Below are 17867 nucleotides of genomic sequence, written 5' to 3' on the forward strand. Positions count from 1 at the left end.
AAAATATCAATAAAAACTTTGCTCTTGTTCAGCTCGATTTACCAATCCTTCACATGGTGCAAACCGATCACCATACTGGTGTGAAAACTGCTGCATTTTCCGGACAATTTCAGTAATTCCCACCTGATCCATATACCTAAACGGTCCACCAAGGAAGGGCGGAAAACCGATACCAAAGATAGCGCCAATATCACCATCCCTCGCACTTCGAATAATACCATCATCCAAACATCGTACCGCTTCATTAAGCATAGGAAAAACACAACGTAACGCTGCATCTTGTTGAGGAATTGTTGACTCAGGCACCAAGTTCAATAAGGTATAGACAGATTTATCCACTTGCTTCTTCTTACCTTTGTAACTATAAAAACCTTTGCCACTTTTCCGCCCTTTGCGATTGTCATTAAGCAGAACATCGAATACATCAGGGCCTTGAAAGCGATCACCTAGTTCATTCACTAGAATCGGCATAATCTTGGCACCGATATCAATACCCACTTCATCAAGCAAAGCTATTGGCCCAACAGGGAATCCAAACTCCAACAATGCATGATCTATTGACTCTATCGGTTCGCCATTCATTAACAAGTGAGCAGACTCGTTCATATAAGGCGCTAAGATGCGATTAACATAAAAACCCGCTTGGTCTTTTACCACAATCGGTGTTTTACCTTGTTTTCTTGCAAAGTTCACCACAGTGGCAATCGTTTCATCTGACGTATTATCGTGCGGGATAATTTCAACCAATGGCATCTTTTCTGCTGGACTGAAATAATGCAGACCAATGACCTGTTCTGGCCGCTGTGATTTTTCTGCTATTTTATGAATGGGCAATGATGATGTATTGGTTGCAAAAATAGTACTTATTTGTGCATTATCTTCAACGTCGGCTACCATTTGTTGTTTTAAGTCTAAATCTTCAAATACCGCCTCAATCACCATATCGACTCGATTAAACGCAGTAAAATCAGTACCGCCAGACAGTTGCAGCATTTTTTGTTGTACTTGAGCGTTAGATAAAATTCGACGCTTTTTCAGCTTGGAAAATAACTTAAAATTATAATTCAGTGCATTGAGTACGCCGTCATTTGCAACATCTTTAATACGTACCGGAACGTGCGCTTTAGCCACACTGACATGACTAATACCCGCCCCCATCAATCCGCCCCCTAAAACACCAATAGATGAAATTGCCGCAGGAGAAGCATCAGTACCATTGTCTTTTTTCATTTCAGTGGTTGCAAAAAAGATGGAACGTAATGCCCGTGATTCACTGGTCATGACCAATTTAGCAAACTCACGAGCTTCATATTCTAAGCCTTTTTTCATACCTTGTTCTAAACCGAATTTAATCACATTTAAAATAGCATCGGCTGCTGGATAATTATTGCGTGTTTTTTTCTGTGTTTTTTTAGCCGCTTGATCAAATACTAATTTTCTCATCAAGCCATTTCTTGAAATAAGTTTTTCTTTGTTAGGCGTGATAATTTTGCGTTTAGTTTTATGCGCGAATGTTTTGGCAACATCCAACAAAATGGACTTTGGCACACTCGCATCAACCATACCCAATTTTTGGGCTTTTTTGGCTCTCACTTGCTTGCCAGTTAAAATAATATCAAGTGATGGTAGCAAACCAATCAGACGCGGCAGTCTCTGCGTCCCTCCTGAACCTGGCAATAACCCTAACTGAACTTCAGGTAAACCCAAGCGCGTTTTGTCATCATCAGAACATACTCGATAATCGCAAGCTAACGACAGTTCAAGTCCACCACCAAGACAAATACCATGAATAGCCGCTACCACGGAAAATGGCAAAGCAGCCAATCGGTCAAAAACCGCCTGGCCGCGCTTAGCTAACGCTTCTGCTTCATCAATAGACTGACAAGCATCTAACATTTTTACATCTGCACCAGCAATAAAACTGTCAGGCTTAGCTGAATAAATAACGGCGCCCTTAATATTACTGTTATTGGTTTCAAAATCAGTCAGTAATGATTCAATTGCATCAATTAAATCGGCTTTGAGCACATTCATCGTCTCATTAGCAACATCAAGCGCAAGCCAAGCAATATTGTCATCATCAATAGTGAGCTGAAAAGAGCTTGATTGAGGTAGTTTATTCTCACTCATTATTCCACCTCCAGAATCATTGCAGCACCGAGACCACCAGCAGCACAAGCCGTTGTGAGACCGAACCCACCGCCTCTTCTTTTTAATTCTCTTAAGGTTTGAACCATCATTCGAGCTCCTGTGGCAGCAAATGGATGCCCATAGGCAATCGAACTGCCGAGTACGTTAAACTTGTCCATATCAATCTCACCAATTGCTTTCGAACGACCCAGTTTCTGTTGGGCAAACTTATCGCTAGCAAACATTTTGACATTGGCTAACGTTTGCGCAGCAAAGGCTTCATGCATTTCAATCACATCAATATCGGCTAGCGATAATCCTGCTCTATCTAAAGCCAATGGTGTTGCGTAAGAAGGCCCCATCAACATATCGTATTCAACCTGTATTGCTGAAAAAGCGTACGAACGGATAAAGCCCATAATGTTTAACCCTAACTCTTTCGCTCGTCCTTCCCTCATTATCATTACCGCCGCTCCACCATCGGTTAAGGGTGTGCTATTTGCTGCCGTTACGGTGCCATACTTGCGATCAAACGCTGGACGTAATTTAGCGTAACTTTCTAAACTGGAATCATGCCGAATATTATTGTCTTGATCTATCCAAGTTTTATAAGGTTCAGGAAAAGCCGTCATTACCTCGTCACGAATTTTTCCATCCTTCCATGCAGATGAAGCTAGAGTATGAGAGCGATGAGCAAGTGCATCTTGATCGGCTCTAGAAATACCGTAAGTTTTGGCCATTTGCTCTGCTGTTTGACCCATCGATATCCCGGTAGAATATTCCGCTACAGCGGGAGGAACCGGAGCTAAATCTCGAAGTGACAACTGGCGTGCTATTTTCAATTTTTGTCCTAGCGTTTTTGCTTTACTTAACGCCAACAAACTTGCGGCTAACTTTTTAGACACACCAATAGGTAAAACGGAGGAGGAATCCGCACCGCCTGCGATACCGATATCAATACTCCCCGCCATAATACTTTCTGCCACATTAACTGACGCCTGAAAACTGGTCGCACAAGCACGTGTCACACTATAGGCATCTGTAGCCACATTCATTTTACTACCCAACACTATTTCACGAGCAATATTTGGCGCGGCAGGCATTTGTACTACTTGCCCATAAACAACCTGTTGTATTAACTGAGGATCAATTTCGGTTCTGGCCAACAGTTCATTAACGACCATTTTGCCCAAATCTACAGCAGGGACTTGGCCCAACTCTGTGCTTTGTCGAGCAAAAGGGGTTCTAAGCCCTGCAACAATGGCTATTCTTTCCCCAGAATGCGTTCGGATATCTTGTCGACTCATTTTCTCTCCTCTAACTTAAAGGTCTGACCTGCTGGCATTGTAACGAAAATGTTAAATCATTCAAACAACCGTTTAAATAAACGTGAGGCACATATACAAATACAGACCTTTTAGGTGAACGGGTTTGCTATAAGGCAGGCTGTTTATTAAGAGGTGAACGAGTAAATAGTTTTAAATATACACAAAATGGGCTAGCATCAGATCTACATCACACCAAACTTTAAAAAGCACAATATAAGCAGCCAAATAGGTATTAGCCCTCAAAACTGAAATGATATGACAAATGTTAAATCAAAAAAATTCAGACAAGGATTAATTAAATGGAGGCTAGTAGCTAGTTAGAAGTAATTGAAATTTAGCTAAGCAATGTAAATAAAGGTTGGATGAATTATTGCGGATGTTTGCCCTCAGGCACAACAACATAAATGACAAATAAAAAAAACCACACGTATTAGGTGTGGTCAGAATATAAATATAAAAACAATTAACTCACGCCAATTGAAAATAATCAGTTTCCTGATTAGGAGAAAGTAAAGTCAGCCTCCAAAAGGAAGAGTTATCTTGCTCAACACACTAGCCCAGAAGGCTAGCTAGATAACTGCAATTACTATAGCTAGATATAGTGAAGAGTTTTTGAAGTAGATCAATTTATTGGCGATTAAGAACACGGTCAGTTAAACAGATGTTCACTAAACAACAGTTGGCTCAAGCATTTAAGTGCATTACTTTCCTTAAAAAGGATGGCAATACAATATTCAGTTCGTGTACGACAACGAGCAAACGGAGGCTCTTGTGTCGATAATTAATATTTTTGGAAAGAAAAAGCCCACTACCTCGGTCAACTCTGGTATGGACAAACAAAGAAAATACGAAGCACTTGTACGTGCTTATCACAAAGACTTGTATCGATACGCTTATTGGTTATGCAAAGATAAAACCATAGCCGAAGATCTGGTACAGGAAACCTGCCTTCGTGCATGGAAATCTTTAGATAGCTTACAAGATGAAAAAGCAGCAAAATCTTGGCTGATTACCATTCTCAGACGAGAAAATGCTAGACGATTCGAAAGAAAACAACTCGAACTGGTAGATATCGATGATTACGGCCATGACGCCAAGGTTAGTGATGATAAGCATCATCAGCAAGAGTGGATGCAGGCACAAATAATGAAGCTAGATACAGAGTATAGAGAGCCTCTTTTTCTGCAAGTAGTTGGTGGATTTAGTGGCGAAGAGATAGGTAACATTCTTGATCTTAATAAGAACACGGTTATGACTCGACTCTTTAGAGCAAGAAATCAGCTTAAAGAGATGATTGAGAGCACAGACAACAAAGTGATAAACCTAAGAGGAGCTGAATAATGGATGAATTAGAATTTCGTCGACAAATACTTTCAGAGCCCAAATTTCGCAATCAAGAAATAAACGACAGCATTTCGTATGCAAAAGCAAATCAGAAATTTGCAGACGACGTATTAGATCTCGATGCAAAGATTGAGCAAGCAATGAAAATTGATGTGCCTGATGATCTAGCAGACCGAATTTTATTTAATCAAAGTACTGTCAACCAAAAGAAAAGCTTCACCAAACAGATGTTAGCGATGGCGGCATCGGTTGCGTTTGCTGCTGGGTTGATTGTCGGGCAGATTAACTGGACACCTTTATTGGTTGGTTCGGCTCATGCGAGTTTAGCCGATACGGCGGTTGAACATGTGATCCATGAGTATCCATTTGTTAATAATCTTGATGAGCAAGTCAGTTCGGAGCAAATAAATGCAAAATTGCGCCCATTTGCCTACCAGTTCACCGAAGAATTTCCTTATCATGTTTATTACCTCAACCATTGCGGTTTTGGCAAATCCAATGCTCTACATGTCATTTTCCAAGGGGATAAAGGGAAAGTAACCTTATTTATCACTAATAAAACTAGTGAGCAAGCGGTTGATTTTGAAAAAGATGGCATGTCAGGAAAGGTCATACCGATCAGTGAAGCTAGCGTTATATTAGTTGGCGAACAAGGCGAGAATATTCCGCAAATCGCTGCTAATCTTACCTCTATTATTCAAACTAGACTTTAGTCGAATACAAGCCCTCGATTGACGAGGGCTTGTAACCACAAAAATCAACATTTTACCAACAAATAATTAACTTTTAAACAACCGTTTAGAGCAAGAACTCTAAAATACAGCCAATTCCTGCAATTTCACGTATGTTAGCTACCATTTTTTGTATTTTCTCGCCTAATTAGCTAATGGTCGGATTTCTAACCGCTATAATATTGCTTTATGATCCAGTATTAAGTTGAGCAATTGCTCTGAATAATAATTAATACAGGGTTAGCACTCTGATAAAACGCCCATTAACAAGAGGCGATTTTTACAAAAGGAAATACTAATGAATAAAACGCGTCTGTTTAAAAAGTCGATTATTGCAGCCACTATAACGCTTGCCTCTCAACAAGCAGTAGCTGCCGGCTTCCAACTTAATGCACAATCTGCCACCGGCCTTGGTCGCGCCTTTGCTGGTGATGCCGTTATCGCTGATAACGCATCATCAATGGCACGTAACCCTGCCACCATGGCCATGTTCGATGAAACCGCCATGTCACTGGGCTTTGTAACCATTACATCGATGATCGAAGTCAAAGATGCAACTTACAACGGTGTTTACGACGCAAATCAAGACGATGCTGGCGATACCTCAGTTGCTCCTAACTTACACTTAATCGTTCCGGTCAACGACAAATTTGCTTGGGGTGTTAACGCTTACTCAAATTTTGGTACCAAAACCGAGTTTGATGATGATTATGTTGCAGGAGAATTCGGTGGCACTACCGATGTGAAAAGCTTTAATCTAGGTGTCGCTGGTTCTTACCGTATTAATGACCAATGGAGCGTGGGGGCAGGCTTGGATGCTGTTTATGGCTCAGGCAAGTTTAACCGAACAACATCAACAGGTATTACAGCTGTCGACATCGATGCAAATGGCTGGGCACTCGGCTTCAACCTAGGTGCTGTTTACGAATTGGACGAAAGAAACCGTTTTGGTTTAGCCTATCACTACAGTCCAAAACTTGAGGCTAAAGGTGATATTGATAAGCTAGGTTTAGTTGGCTCCATGCCGGTAGTTAGCACTTACTCTGATGACACACTTTACATGCCACTGCCTGACATACTGGAATTCTCAGGTTATCATGAAATAAAAGATACCCAATTCGCAGTACACTATAGCATTCAATGGATTGGTTGGAGCTCATTTGACAAGTTAGAAGCCGAAGATGCAGGCTTTATTAACACCTACGAATGGCAAGATGGTATGCACTATTCTATTGGTGGAACTTACTTCTTAAACCAAGACTGGACACTACGAGCGGGTTATATGCATGATACCAGCGCCCAAGATGAAGTCACTTCTATCTCGGTTCCCGATTCTGATCGTAACTGGTTTTCTGCTGGCTTTACCTACCACTTAACCGAAAAATCTAATGTTGATTTCGGCTTTACTTACTTGTTAGGTGAAGATGTTGATGTAGAGGAGTCAACAGACCTAGGAACGAGCATAACCGCCACCACTCATGCCGATGCTATTTTAGTTGGCTTACAATACAGCCGTACCTTCTAATCAGCGATTGATTAAAATTAAGTAGTAATGCATTAAGAGCCGGAATTTCCGGCTCTTTTTTTATCTACTTCAGCGTACAGTTGTACTAACTTTCGCCTCTTTCATAACACAGATGTGCGCTGAAAAAAACAATGGTCTGACCAATTCACATCATTAAACCTCTAATTTTTGGCCCACAACAGCATAATTACCTGAATTAAAGCTTCTATTCACATTTCAATATTAAAGCAATTACTCTATTCGTAAAATACCGCTCGAGAAAAACACCCTCTAATCAACTCAGCGAACAATAATAATGAAAGTAAATAAAACTCTTGTTTCACTTGCAGTGTTCAGTGCAATCAATACCTTTGGTCAAACGGCGGCAGCGGCCGGATTTCAACTTGGTGAATATTCTGCTACTGGCCTTGGTCGAGCCTTTGCCGGTGAAGCAGCCATGGCTGATAATGCCGCCTCACAATGGCGCAATCCTGCCTTGCTAACCTATTTAGAAGGTACGCAACTATCAGCTGGCGCCAGTTATGTTAACCCAAATGTGGATGTTAACGGAGAAGTAACTTATGCAGGCAATAGCTATGACGCGAATAGTAGTGACTATGCTGACGATGCCATTATCCCTAATATCTATATTTCACATAAACTGAATGATAAGACAGCCATAGGGTTTGCCTTAGGTACCAATTACGGTATGGCTACCGATCTAGGTGACGACTTCGCTGCCAGTCACTATGGTGATACAGCCGAAGTGACAACAATGGAAGCCAACTTCAACCTTGCTTACCAAATAACACCAGCGGTAAGTATCGGTGGTGGTATTCGTTATATTACGGCTGAAGGACACTTTGGCGCAACAGCACCTTCACAGGCCCCTTCCGGTTACGAGGGAGAGACGCTCAAATATATGCAAGGTGACACCACTGACTGGGGCTGGCAAATTGGCACAGTATGGCAAATTAATCAGCGTCACCGTGTTGGGTTTGCTTACAAATCAGAAGTCGATTTAAAACTAAAAGGCACTGCCGAAGGTATTGGCTTTGGTTTAAGTTCGGGGGCTTCTGTATCTGGCTACCTACCTTTAACTTTACCTGCAACGGCTGAATTAGCCAGTATGTTGCAACTATCAGATAGAACCACCATTACCGCCAGTATAAACTGGACCGATTGGAGTAGTTTTAAAAAACTCGAAGCCACACTAGACGGGGCTTATGGAACTCAATTAGTCAAAGATGAAAACTGGCAGGACAGTTATCGGTTTGCTGTTGGTGCAGAATACCAAGTAAATAAAAAATGGTTACTAAGAAGCGGTATAGCTTACGACACTTCAGCAGTGAATGATGAAAATCGCACTGCGACCATCCCAGAAACCGACCGAACTTGGTTGAGTATTGGCGCAGGCTATGCCTGGTCACCGAAGCTCAATTTTGATGCAGGTTTTGCTTATATATTAGCTAAAAATGCCAGTATTTCAGAGCCTAGAGGTAGCAGTGATCTTAGTGCATCGGCGTTAGGTGGTTCATACACTAGCGAGGTTTCAGGCAACGTTTGGGTACTGGGCGCGCAAGCAAGTTATCTGTTTTAATTAACTGACAACGAGTTTCCAACGATTATCTTATTTTAAGCACTGCACATGCGTTCTAGCTAAACAGACTAAAAAGCCCCGTTAGGGGCTTTTTTATTTAAAACTCTTCGTCTAAATAATCGTCGAGGAAATCTTCATCTTCCTCACTCAATTCTTCTGGCTCTATCTGTGCCTTATAATCACGACGTTGCAAATAAACATCTTTGGTAAAGGTGTAAGGATCGGGCGACGCCTGTAAAATTTGTTCTTGAGAAACCAATGCGGCTCGACTTTCAAGCCCTTCAAATGCCCATTTACCAATACTTGCCCAAATATTTAAATAAGATAGAGGTAAATAGAGACTGTCCACTGTATCGGTTAATTCACGAGTCGTTAGCGGCCCATAAGCCGGAACCATCAAATAAGGGCCATTGCCAACACCATAATGGCCTAAAGCGTCACTAAAGGCGCGGTCATCTTCCACAATACCAGCGGCCCCTGCTATGTCGATTAAACCCAATAAGCCAAACGTTGAGTTAATCCAAAAGCGGTTAAAATGATTTAACGCTTGCTTTCCATTACCCATGATCAGATCGTTTATCATGCTTGCTGGCTCATCAAGATTAGACAAAAAATTGGCGATACCCGATCTAACTGGACTCGGTGTATAGTCGACATAAGCAAGCGAAACGGGACGAAATAAATATGGGTCAATCACATCGTAATTCAATGACCACATCGCACGGTTAAACCCTTCCAACGGATCGCCATCTTGAGAATCGTCGGTTACGTTAGTTTGTTGCGAACCTTGCTCTAAATCGGTACTGGTTGGATTAGAAGAGCAACCAACGACAACTGAGGCGAACAAAATAATGAAAGCCGCTCTAATTTGTGTTGCAAACATAATAAGAAACATACCTTAAGTTACAAAAAAGGCTGGACAATACCAGCCTTAAACCAATTAACACCTACATTAATACTGCTTATCAATGGTTATTGCAACTTGATCACCTAATTTTACCGCTTGGCTTTCACCATACCAATCGCTATCTTTGGTTGATACATCGCCATCTTGGTCAATACGCGCTTTAACCATTAATGTTTCCAGTTGAGCAATACTTTGCCCTTCTAACATGACATTTGCATCGTCTAACACAACCGTCCTAGGGTAACTACCAATAGGAAATCTAGCCGCTGCAACTGGAACTGGAGAACCATTTCCATCATGAATTGAAACAATCAACACGCCTTGTTCAGGTAATTGGGCCGTTTCATCTAATGTAATCGTAATAGGGACACTAGTTGTAGTAACGGGTCTACCTAACATTTTCTCGGCATTTTGAATGCTTCGGTCAAGCATGCTATAACGATTATCTTCTGGGCTGATGAGTTTTTGCATAGTTTGCCAAAAACGAATCGCTTCTTCATAAGCACCATTTTGGTAAGAATTAAACGCTAACAAAGAATAAACACGCAAATCAACGTAATCGTCTTGCAGCAATCCAATCAAAATAGAACGAGCTTGTTGCTGTTGTTGTTCACTTTCTGCCATCATAAGCGACTGAGCGTAACCTAGCCTAATATCAGGATCATCAGCATTCAAATCATAAGCTTTTCGCATAGCACCAAACGCCGTATCTGCGTCTCGATCCGCCATTGCTATTCGGCCTAATAGCAACCAACCTTGAGCATCTTCCGCTTGATAATGCAACCGAGTTCGCAGTGCCAGTTTAAGATCTTTAAGCTCGGCTTCTGTTAATGATTGTTGCTCTGGTGACATTAACTTCTCAGTTAATGCTGGTAGTTTATTGTTGATGGTTTGCCAATGTTGCACTTTATCTACACTACCAAACACAGAATACATAGCATAAGAAATAACCGCGATTAATAGTGCAGAAGATATGAAGACCATTTTGGGTGAGATAGAAAATGACTGTTTAGACGAATCATTGGCTGGAATATCTTCAAGCAATGACTTTTTCAGATCAACAATCAGTTCATTTTGATCGTTAACGATTCCACCCTCTACTTCCGCTTCTAATTCTTGTAAACGGTCTTTATAGAATGCTTTATTTAACTCATCGCGACGCGCTTCGTCATCAAAACGTGATTTATTCATTAGTGGTAAAGCAATAAACGCACAACCAATCAAAGTGAGTACAAGAGTAGATAACCAAAAAATCGTCATTATTGTTTATCTCCATTTTTTTCTTTTAATAACGCGTCCAAACGAACTTGTTCTTCTGCGTCTAATTGGTTTGCATCGGCAATAGAGTCCGTTCCAACCAAGGAAACGGATTGTTGCGATTTTCTCTTACTGTTACCCACTATTATGCCAAAGCCAATCAACACCACCAATAATGGTCCTAGCCACAAAATAGATGTCGCGATAGTAAACGGTGGTTTATAGGTAACAAAATTACCATAGCGAGCAACCATATAATCGACGATCTCATCTTTAGATTTACCTGCCTTGGTCATTTCATAAACTTTAAGTCGCAGATCTTTTGCCAATTCAGCATTAGAGTCGCTAATAGTATTGTTTTGACATTTAGGGCAACGTAGTGTGTGGCTCAATTCCTTAAATTGTTGTTCTTGCTGATCATTATCGAATTCAAACACATCAATCGCAGCGGTAACTGGTAATGAAATAAGTAACACGCTAAATAATACCGCTAATATTTTTTTCATTAGTTAGCGTCCTCAATCAACTTTGCATACATAGGTTGTAATACTTCAGCCCAATTTTGTAAGGTAACATTGCCTACATGGCGATAACGAACAATTCCGTTTGCATCGATCAAAAATGTTTCAGGAGCACCATAAACTCCTAAATCCAGTCCTAACATACCATCGCCATCAAACAAGCTAATAAGATATGGGTTACCTAAATCATTAAGCCAAGTTATCGCTTTGTCGCGCTCATCTTTATAGTTCAAACCGATAATCTTAACACCACGATCAGCAAGTTCATTTAATGTTTGATGCTCTGCATAACAAGTTGGACACCAAGTCGCCCACACATTAAGTAATAATGGTTCACCCTTAAAAATAGCCTGATCATGTAATTTACCCGGCTCAGCTAGATCTTCTAAGCGAAATTCTGGTACTGTTTTACCGACCAATACCGATTCTAATTTTGTCGGATCTTCACCATCGGCGTTTCTAGAAAGTTGAACAATAAATACAACCACTAACGCAATAAACAAAGCGAAGGGGATAAATAAAATTTTCTTATTCATATTAAGCCGTTACATCCTTGCCACTCTTTCTAAAACGATAACGTTTATCACTTAATGCCACTAAACCACCTAATGCCATGATTAGACTTCCGCCCCAAATCCAGCGAATAAATGGCTTATAATAAAGCCTTACCGCCCAAGAACCATCGTCCCCGAGTTGTTCGCCCATAGCGATATAAAGATCTCGAGTCACACCCACATCCAATGCCGCTTCCGTCATCATAGATCCTGCGGTGGTGTAATAGCGTTTTTCAGCATGCAGTGTATTAATATATTCACCATTTTCGGTTATCTCGAAATCGGCAACATAGCCGTTATAGTTCGGCCCATCTTTATCTCGTAAGCCTTTGAAATAGAAGTTATACCCTTCTATTTCAAAGTTTTCACCTGGAGCAAGACGAACATCACGTTCGACGCTGTAGTTCTGTGTCATTGCAATACCAATAACCGTTACAGCCAAACCAATGTGCCCTAATACCATTGACCAATGACTCTTTTGCAACTTAGTAATACCTTGCATAAAAGGGTGTCTATGTGTAGCACGCTCATGTATTTCATAACAATGCATGCTAACTATCCACAACGCCATGACCCAACCTAGGTAAGCCATAGCAGAGAAACCATCACCTAATAAAGTGACAAATAGCGCAGCAAGAGTTAATGATAAAACACCGCATATCAGCATGGGTTTAAACAAAGTGGAGATTTTGTCTCGTTTCCAACGAATCAATGGACCAATTCCGAGAATGAAAGAGAATGGGATCATTAACCACGTAAACAACATGTTAAAGAACGGCGCGCCTATCGAAACCGAGCCTAAACCAATCTGCTTATGAATAAGCGGTAAGAGCGTACCGACTAAAACAACCACCAGTGCCGCAATAAGTAAAATATTATTGGCTAATAGCCCGTTCTCTCTAGAGAACAGCGCAAAATCGCTACGAACTCGAATGGCCGATCCTTTCAATGCGAATAGAAGTAACGACCCCCCAATCACAACAATCAAGAAGCCTAAAATAAACATACCTCGTGCCGGATCGGAAGCAAACGCATGCACAGAAACCAACACGCCAGAGCGAACTAAAAATGTACCTAATAAACTGAGAGAAAAAGCAGAAATTGCCAATAACACTGTCCACGCTTTAAAAGTTCCGCGCTTTTCTGTTACCGCAAGTGAATGCATCAATGCGGTGCCTGCTAGCCAAGGCATAAACGACGCATTTTCTACAGGATCCCAGAACCACCATCCTCCCCAGCCAAGTTCATAATAAGCCCACCAAGAACCTAGAGAAATTCCTACCGTTAGAAATATCCATGCCGCGGTAGTCCACGGGCGAGACCATCTTGCCCACGCTGTATCTAAACGCCCTGTCATCAATGAAGCGATAGCAAAAGAGAATGCCACAGAGAAACCAACATAGCCCATGTACAACATTGGGGGATGAATAATCAAACCTGGGTCTTGTAATAAAGGATTTAAATCGCGCCCATCAATAGGGAAAAATGGTAATGTGCGTAAAAACGGGTTGGATGTAATAATAATAAACAGCAAAAAGCCAACGTTAATCATACCCATAATAGAGAGAACACGAGCGACTGACTCTTGTGGCATGCCTCGGCTAAAAGAGGCTACCGCTACCGTCCAACCTGCTTGGATCAAAACCCAAAGTAAAAGGGAACCTTCATGAGCACCCCATACGGCTGTTAGACGATAATACCAAGGTAAAGCAGTATTTGAATTGCTTGCCACATAACTAATGGTGAAATCGTTACTATAGAAAGCCCATAAAAGAATACAAAACGAAAACAATAAAAAGGAGAACATTCCCCACGATAACGGACGAGCCGTTGCCATGAGCATATTCGATTGTTTGGAAGCCCCGAGCATAGGTAAAATGCTTAGTAATACTGCCAGTCCTAATGAGAGAATTAGTGCAAAGTGACCAATTTCAGCGATCATTTATCCGTCCTTTTTAATTGCTCTTCAGAGTAACCCAATGGTTCATGAACTTTTTCCATCGCTTCGGCAATTTCTGGCGGCATATAATTTTCATCATGTTTGGCCAGTACTTCAAACGCTTCTATTGTGGTTGCAGTGGTCAAAACACCTTGAGCCACTATGCCCTGCCCTTCGCGAAATAAGTCAGGCAAAATACCTTCAAATTCTATCGTTACTTGTGGGCCAATATCGGCAAGTTTAAAACTAACCTTTAGTGATTCTGGATCTCGGCTTACCGAACCAGCCACCACCATTCCGCCAATACGAAGTCTTTGACCCACTTCTGGTTTAGTACCATCAGGCTTGCCATAAACCAACTCACTTGGTGTATAAAACAGATCCATATTCTGGTTTAAAGCATATAAAACTAGACCTACTGTGGCACTGATGCCAAAAAAAATCGCTAGTAATAAACCCATTCTCTTTTTTCGTATCGGGGTCATAATGTGTTCTCCAAATTCTTCGCAGCTTCAATTCGAGCTTGACGGTCTTGTTTGCTTTTGACTTGTTGAATAATTTTTTTACCCGTCAAGATACTACTGATCGTCAGTATAATAAGTGACAAGAATGTCACACCAAATGCACTCCATACATACGCACCATAGCCACCCATGGCCACTAAGTCAGCAAAACTTTCAAAATGCATAATTACACTCTCCTAGCAATGAGTGCCTGAACCCAAGGACGATGACTTTCCCTAGAGAGGATCTCATTTTTAAATCGAACCAGAGTCAAACTGACAAAAAAGAACAAAAAACCAAATATATTAAGTAATAACGCCCAAAGCATATCACCAGAAATAGAAGGTTTAGCAAACTTAGTAATGGTGGCTCCTTGATGTAGAGTATTCCACCATTCTACCGAAAAATGGATGATCGGAAGATTGATCACACCAACAATCGCCAGAATACCCGCAGCCTTTGCAGCGGTTTTTTGATCATCAAACGCATGGTACAAAGCGATAACACCAAGATATAAAAATAATAAAATAAGTTCTGACGTCAATCTGGCATCCCATACCCACCAAGCCCCCCACATTGGCTTACCCCAAACCGCACCAGTGAATAATGCAATAAAGGTAAATACAGCACCGATGGGGGCCATTGCAGCAGCGGCCATATTAGATAGTTTTAGCTGCCATACGATACCAATAAATGCAGCTATTGCCATCGACATATAAGCGCCCATCGACCAAATCGCTGCCGGAACATGAATATAAATAATGCGGAAACTGTCGCCTTGTTGATAATCAGAAGGTGCAAAAGCTAACCCCCACACGGTTCCTGCACCTAAAAATAAAACCGCCAATAGTGCAAAATAAGGTAACAGCTTGTTACATAAATTGTAGGTCACTTCTGGTTTTGAATAAGGGTGTAGCCATTTCCACATGGTCAAATCTCACTAGTAATTGATATTTTTTGTTTCGTTTTAACTATTGGCTCAACGGAGTATTGAAGAATGATCCTATTGTTTGCCACCTGCAAAACAATACCCATAAAGAGGTAGTTTGTCGCGCTAATTCACACTAACTCTAAGAGCGGCGCTAATAGCAAATGGTGTCAGCGTTATTGAGCCAGCAAGCATGGCGGCCATTAATGCTAACTGTCCGTTAAATGGCATACCTAAACTCGCAGCATCAATGGCAGAAGTGGCAAAGATTAGTACCGGAATATACAGTGGCAGTATTAACAAGCTGAGTAACACGCCACCTTTTTGTAAACCAACCGTTAATGCTACACCAATAGCACCAATAAAACTGAGTGTTGGTGTTCCAACGAGCAAGGTTAACACCACCGTTTGCCAAGTAAAATAATCCAGAGAAAGTAACACCGCTAACAGTGGACTAATCAAAATTAACGGTAAGCCAGTGAGTAGCCAATGTGCTATCACCTTTGAAATGACCACTAACGGCAAAGGCACAGGCATCAACATCATCTGCTCTAAACTTCCATCTTGAAAATCATCTCTAAATAGTCGCTCTAATGAAAGTAGCGCCGAGAGTAATGCTGCGACCCATATAATACCAGCGGCAATTCTAGCCAATAGAGCGGGTTCAGGACCTATGCTTAATGGAAATAAAGTAATAACAATAATAAAAAACCACAGTGGATTTAAAATATCCGCTTGACGACGAAAAGCGATTAACAGCTCTCGACGAATGATCATTAACATTGAGCGGAACATATTAATTACCTAACTTAATTTTGCGCAATTTTGGGTAGTCAAGAAACATATCTTGGTGGGTGGTTAACATCACCATGCCTCCACTTTCTGCATGTCGCAAGAATAAGTTTTCCAAAACTTTCACACCTTGTTTATCTATCGCTGTTAACGGCTCATCAAGAATCCAAAGTTTCTGCTTACTCAACCACAAGCGTGCCAACGCAACTCGTCGTTGCTGGCCTGCGGACAATTGCCCAACTGGCACATCTTCTCTTCCAGCAAGGCCAACTTGAGCCAGTGCCGCCCATATTTTCTTCTTATCGAGTTCAGATTGATGGATGGATTGGTAAAAAGAGAGGTTTTCAAAAGCGTTAAGCTCTCTTTTTACTCCAGTTTGATGACCTAAAAAAAGGAGATCTTGATGAAAAGCGTCTCTATTGGAGAGTGTAGGAACATCATTCCATAACATTTGCCCCACTTCGTAATCGCCAAGACCAGCTATAATCCTTAGCAAAGTGGTTTTACCGGTTCCATTCCTGCCTTCTATTTGAACAAGTTCACCTGTATTGATAGTAAACGACAGATCCTCAAATAAAATTTTTTCATCACGAATAGCGGTAAGGTTTGAGACTTCTAACATGGTTACTACTTGTTGATAATTGAAAGGTTATATTAACATAACCAGCGTATCTCTAAGTAGGATAAAAATAACAACAAATCAAATTTTCTGAGCTTTGGCTCACTGTATTGGTCACAGAATAAGAAAATTATTTGTAACGTGCCACCACTTTAAATAAATCATCAAAAGCAAAAAAAAAGAGAAACGACTTCGTTTCTCTTTACATTGCTAACATCATTTATGCAGCGGACGTACTCTTTACAAACAAGCGATTTTTATTTTCGCCTTGTTTTGGTTGATGACACACTATCTTTACCTGATATTTTAGTCTGCAATGCCATCATCAATTCCGCTTCGGCTTTTGGCAATTCACACTCTTGTATTAATTCATCAACGCCTGCGCCTAGCTGCACCATTTTAGTCGCTCTTGAATAAAGTCGGCTATCGGAATCAACGTGTTCCAACTCTGTAATACGTTCTGATAAATGCTGAATCATATCCTGTTGCTCAGTCATTTTCTGACCTAAGCCAATCACCACTGAACGCACTTCAAGTAGCTGATTATTCGCTTTAGATAGCTCTTTTTCTTGCGACCTCAGTTCTTGTCGCTGCTGATCATTGCGTTTTTGTAATGTACTGCTTACTCGTAGCAACCAAAGCGCAATAACAAGGCTAAATACGACACTCCCAGCAGACAACACTATCAGCATATTATCATTGAACGATTCTAACATTATAAATGAGCCATCTCATTCCATTCGTCATCAGAAAGCAATTTGTTCAGGTCAACTAAGATTAATAGTTTTCCATCTCGATTGCTGACACCTTGGATAAACTTAGCACTTTCGTCAGTACCAACACTCGGTGTTGTATCTATCTCTGATGAACGCAAATATACCACTTCTGCCACGCTATCAACCAATATACCAATAACTTGACGCTCTGATTCAATCACAATGATTCGCGTGTTATCAGATATTTCACCTTGCATCAGACCAAACCTAGAGCGTGTATCAATAACGGTCACAACATTGCCGCGCAGATTAATGATACCAAGAACATAATCCGGCGCGCCTGGCACTGGTGCAATCTCAGAATAACGAAGTACTTCTCTAACTTGCATTACGTTAATGCCATAGGTTTCTTCTTCCAGTTGGAACGTTACCCACTGAAGTACTTCATCATTTGCTTGATCTTTTCTTACATCAACTTCATTCGCTTGAGACAT

At 41.0% G+C, this 17867-nt stretch carries 18 protein-coding genes; 4 read left to right on the forward strand and 14 right to left on the reverse strand.

Annotated elements, in window-relative coordinates:
* Positions 1 to 6: 6 nt before the first annotated feature.
* On the reverse strand, positions 7 to 2130 hold the full coding sequence (gene fadJ, locus R3X26_RS02050) for a fatty acid oxidation complex subunit alpha FadJ (protein WP_317715445.1): 2124 nt from the start codon (positions 2128 to 2130) through the stop codon (positions 7 to 9).
* Positions 2130 to 3437, reverse strand: coding sequence for an acetyl-CoA C-acyltransferase FadI (fadI, locus tag R3X26_RS02055; RefSeq protein ID WP_317715446.1), 1308 nt, complete (start codon positions 3435 to 3437; stop codon positions 2130 to 2132). The genes fadJ and fadI overlap by 1 nt, the downstream gene beginning before the upstream one ends.
* Before the next feature lie 807 nt (positions 3438 to 4244).
* Here fadI and R3X26_RS02060 point away from each other — a divergent pair.
* The 4 genes from R3X26_RS02060 to R3X26_RS02075 all read left to right on the forward strand — a co-directional run bounded on the left by R3X26_RS02060 (position 4245) and on the right by R3X26_RS02075 (position 8637).
* Complete coding sequence (locus tag R3X26_RS02060; protein WP_317715543.1) at positions 4245 to 4799, forward strand: sigma-70 family RNA polymerase sigma factor; 555 nt, start codon at positions 4245 to 4247, stop codon at positions 4797 to 4799.
* The gene (locus tag R3X26_RS02065) at positions 4799 to 5515 is read left to right on the forward strand and encodes a DUF3379 family protein (RefSeq protein WP_317715447.1); all 717 of its coding nucleotides are present in this window, start codon (positions 4799 to 4801) and stop codon (positions 5513 to 5515) included. Before R3X26_RS02060 ends, R3X26_RS02065 begins: the two co-directional genes overlap by 1 nt.
* A gap of 316 nt (positions 5516 to 5831) precedes the next feature.
* Entirely contained in the window at positions 5832 to 7058 is a 1227-nt protein-coding gene (locus R3X26_RS02070) for an outer membrane protein transport protein (protein WP_411572374.1), read from the forward strand.
* A 295-nt stretch (positions 7059 to 7353) separates the two neighbouring features.
* Complete coding sequence (locus R3X26_RS02075) at positions 7354 to 8637, forward strand: outer membrane protein transport protein (protein ID WP_317715448.1); 1284 nt, start codon at positions 7354 to 7356, stop codon at positions 8635 to 8637.
* A gap of 97 nt (positions 8638 to 8734) precedes the next feature.
* On the opposite strand, the gene R3X26_RS02080 is transcribed toward R3X26_RS02075, so the two are convergent.
* From R3X26_RS02080 to R3X26_RS02135, 12 genes are all read right to left on the reverse strand, one after another.
* Positions 8735 to 9520 (reverse strand): VacJ family lipoprotein, encoded by a 786-nt coding sequence (locus tag R3X26_RS02080; RefSeq protein ID WP_317715449.1) that lies wholly within the window; start codon positions 9518 to 9520, stop codon positions 8735 to 8737.
* 69 nt (positions 9521 to 9589) lie between these two features.
* Positions 9590 to 10804: a c-type cytochrome biogenesis protein CcmI gene (ccmI, locus tag R3X26_RS02085; RefSeq protein ID WP_317715450.1), complete on the reverse strand. Its 1215-nt coding sequence runs from the start codon at positions 10802 to 10804 to the stop codon at positions 9590 to 9592.
* Entirely contained in the window at positions 10804 to 11307 is a 504-nt protein-coding gene (locus R3X26_RS02090) for a cytochrome c-type biogenesis protein (protein WP_317715451.1), read from the reverse strand. Before R3X26_RS02090 ends, ccmI begins: the two co-directional genes overlap by 1 nt.
* Complete coding sequence (locus R3X26_RS02095) at positions 11307 to 11858, reverse strand: DsbE family thiol:disulfide interchange protein (RefSeq protein ID WP_317715452.1); 552 nt, start codon at positions 11856 to 11858, stop codon at positions 11307 to 11309. Before R3X26_RS02095 ends, R3X26_RS02090 begins: the two co-directional genes overlap by 1 nt.
* Before the next feature lies 1 nt (position 11859).
* Positions 11860 to 13818, reverse strand: a complete 1959-nt coding sequence (locus R3X26_RS02100; RefSeq protein ID WP_317715453.1) for a heme lyase CcmF/NrfE family subunit — start codon at positions 13816 to 13818, stop codon at positions 11860 to 11862.
* A complete protein-coding gene (gene ccmE / locus R3X26_RS02105) occupies positions 13815 to 14300 on the reverse strand; it encodes a cytochrome c maturation protein CcmE (RefSeq protein WP_317715454.1) in 486 nt (161 codons plus the stop codon). The genes R3X26_RS02100 and ccmE overlap by 4 nt, the downstream gene beginning before the upstream one ends.
* Positions 14297 to 14503, reverse strand: a complete 207-nt coding sequence (ccmD, locus tag R3X26_RS02110) for a heme exporter protein CcmD (protein WP_317715455.1) — start codon at positions 14501 to 14503, stop codon at positions 14297 to 14299. The genes ccmE and ccmD overlap by 4 nt, the downstream gene beginning before the upstream one ends.
* A 2-nt stretch (positions 14504 to 14505) precedes the next feature.
* Positions 14506 to 15246: a heme ABC transporter permease gene (locus R3X26_RS02115; RefSeq protein ID WP_317715456.1), complete on the reverse strand. Its 741-nt coding sequence runs from the start codon at positions 15244 to 15246 to the stop codon at positions 14506 to 14508.
* 126 nt (positions 15247 to 15372) lie between these two features.
* On the reverse strand, positions 15373 to 16041 hold the full coding sequence (ccmB, locus tag R3X26_RS02120) for a heme exporter protein CcmB (protein ID WP_317715457.1): 669 nt from the start codon (positions 16039 to 16041) through the stop codon (positions 15373 to 15375).
* A 1-nt stretch (position 16042) separates the two neighbouring features.
* Entirely contained in the window at positions 16043 to 16660 is a 618-nt protein-coding gene (ccmA, locus tag R3X26_RS02125; RefSeq protein WP_317715458.1) for a cytochrome c biogenesis heme-transporting ATPase CcmA, read from the reverse strand.
* A 254-nt stretch (positions 16661 to 16914) separates the two neighbouring features.
* The gene (locus R3X26_RS02130) at positions 16915 to 17349 is read right to left on the reverse strand and encodes a DUF2802 domain-containing protein (protein ID WP_411572378.1); all 435 of its coding nucleotides are present in this window, start codon (positions 17347 to 17349) and stop codon (positions 16915 to 16917) included.
* Positions 17350 to 17372: 23 nt separating this feature from the next.
* Positions 17373 to 17867 (reverse strand): chemotaxis protein CheW, encoded by a 495-nt coding sequence (locus R3X26_RS02135; protein ID WP_317715460.1) that lies wholly within the window; start codon positions 17865 to 17867, stop codon positions 17373 to 17375.

Origin of the sequence: Vibrio sp. TH_r3 (genome assembly GCF_033101115.1) — a bacterium.
Taxonomy (GTDB): Bacteria; Pseudomonadota; Gammaproteobacteria; order Enterobacterales; family Vibrionaceae; genus Vibrio.

Coding starts and splice junctions, on each gene's coding strand:
- fadJ (WP_317715445.1), bottom strand. CDS start 2,130: ATGAGTGAGAATAAACTACCTCAATCAAGCTCTTTTCAGCTCACTATT.
- fadI (WP_317715446.1), bottom strand. CDS start 3,437: ATGAGTCGACAAGATATCCGAACGCATTCTGGGGAAAGAATAGCCATT.
- R3X26_RS02065 (WP_317715447.1), top strand. CDS start 4,799: ATGGATGAATTAGAATTTCGTCGACAAATACTTTCAGAGCCCAAATTT.
- R3X26_RS02070 (WP_411572374.1), top strand. CDS start 5,832: ATGAATAAAACGCGTCTGTTTAAAAAGTCGATTATTGCAGCCACTATA.
- R3X26_RS02075 (WP_317715448.1), top strand. CDS start 7,354: ATGAAAGTAAATAAAACTCTTGTTTCACTTGCAGTGTTCAGTGCAATC.
- R3X26_RS02080 (WP_317715449.1), bottom strand. CDS start 9,520: ATGTTTGCAACACAAATTAGAGCGGCTTTCATTATTTTGTTCGCCTCA.
- ccmI (WP_317715450.1), bottom strand. CDS start 10,804: ATGACGATTTTTTGGTTATCTACTCTTGTACTCACTTTGATTGGTTGT.
- R3X26_RS02090 (WP_317715451.1), bottom strand. CDS start 11,307: ATGAAAAAAATATTAGCGGTATTATTTAGCGTGTTACTTATTTCATTA.
- R3X26_RS02095 (WP_317715452.1), bottom strand. CDS start 11,858: ATGAATAAGAAAATTTTATTTATCCCCTTCGCTTTGTTTATTGCGTTA.
- R3X26_RS02100 (WP_317715453.1), bottom strand. CDS start 13,818: ATGATCGCTGAAATTGGTCACTTTGCACTAATTCTCTCATTAGGACTG.
- ccmE (WP_317715454.1), bottom strand. CDS start 14,300: ATGACCCCGATACGAAAAAAGAGAATGGGTTTATTACTAGCGATTTTT.
- ccmD (WP_317715455.1), bottom strand. CDS start 14,503: ATGCATTTTGAAAGTTTTGCTGACTTAGTGGCCATGGGTGGCTATGGT.
- R3X26_RS02115 (WP_317715456.1), bottom strand. CDS start 15,246: ATGTGGAAATGGCTACACCCTTATTCAAAACCAGAAGTGACCTACAAT.
- ccmB (WP_317715457.1), bottom strand. CDS start 16,041: ATGTTCCGCTCAATGTTAATGATCATTCGTCGAGAGCTGTTAATCGCT.
- ccmA (WP_317715458.1), bottom strand. CDS start 16,660: ATGTTAGAAGTCTCAAACCTTACCGCTATTCGTGATGAAAAAATTTTA.
- R3X26_RS02130 (WP_411572378.1), bottom strand. CDS start 17,349: ATGCTGATAGTGTTGTCTGCTGGGAGTGTCGTATTTAGCCTTGTTATT.
- R3X26_RS02135 (WP_317715460.1), bottom strand. CDS start 17,867: ATGTCTCAAGCGAATGAAGTTGATGTAAGAAAAGATCAAGCAAATGAT.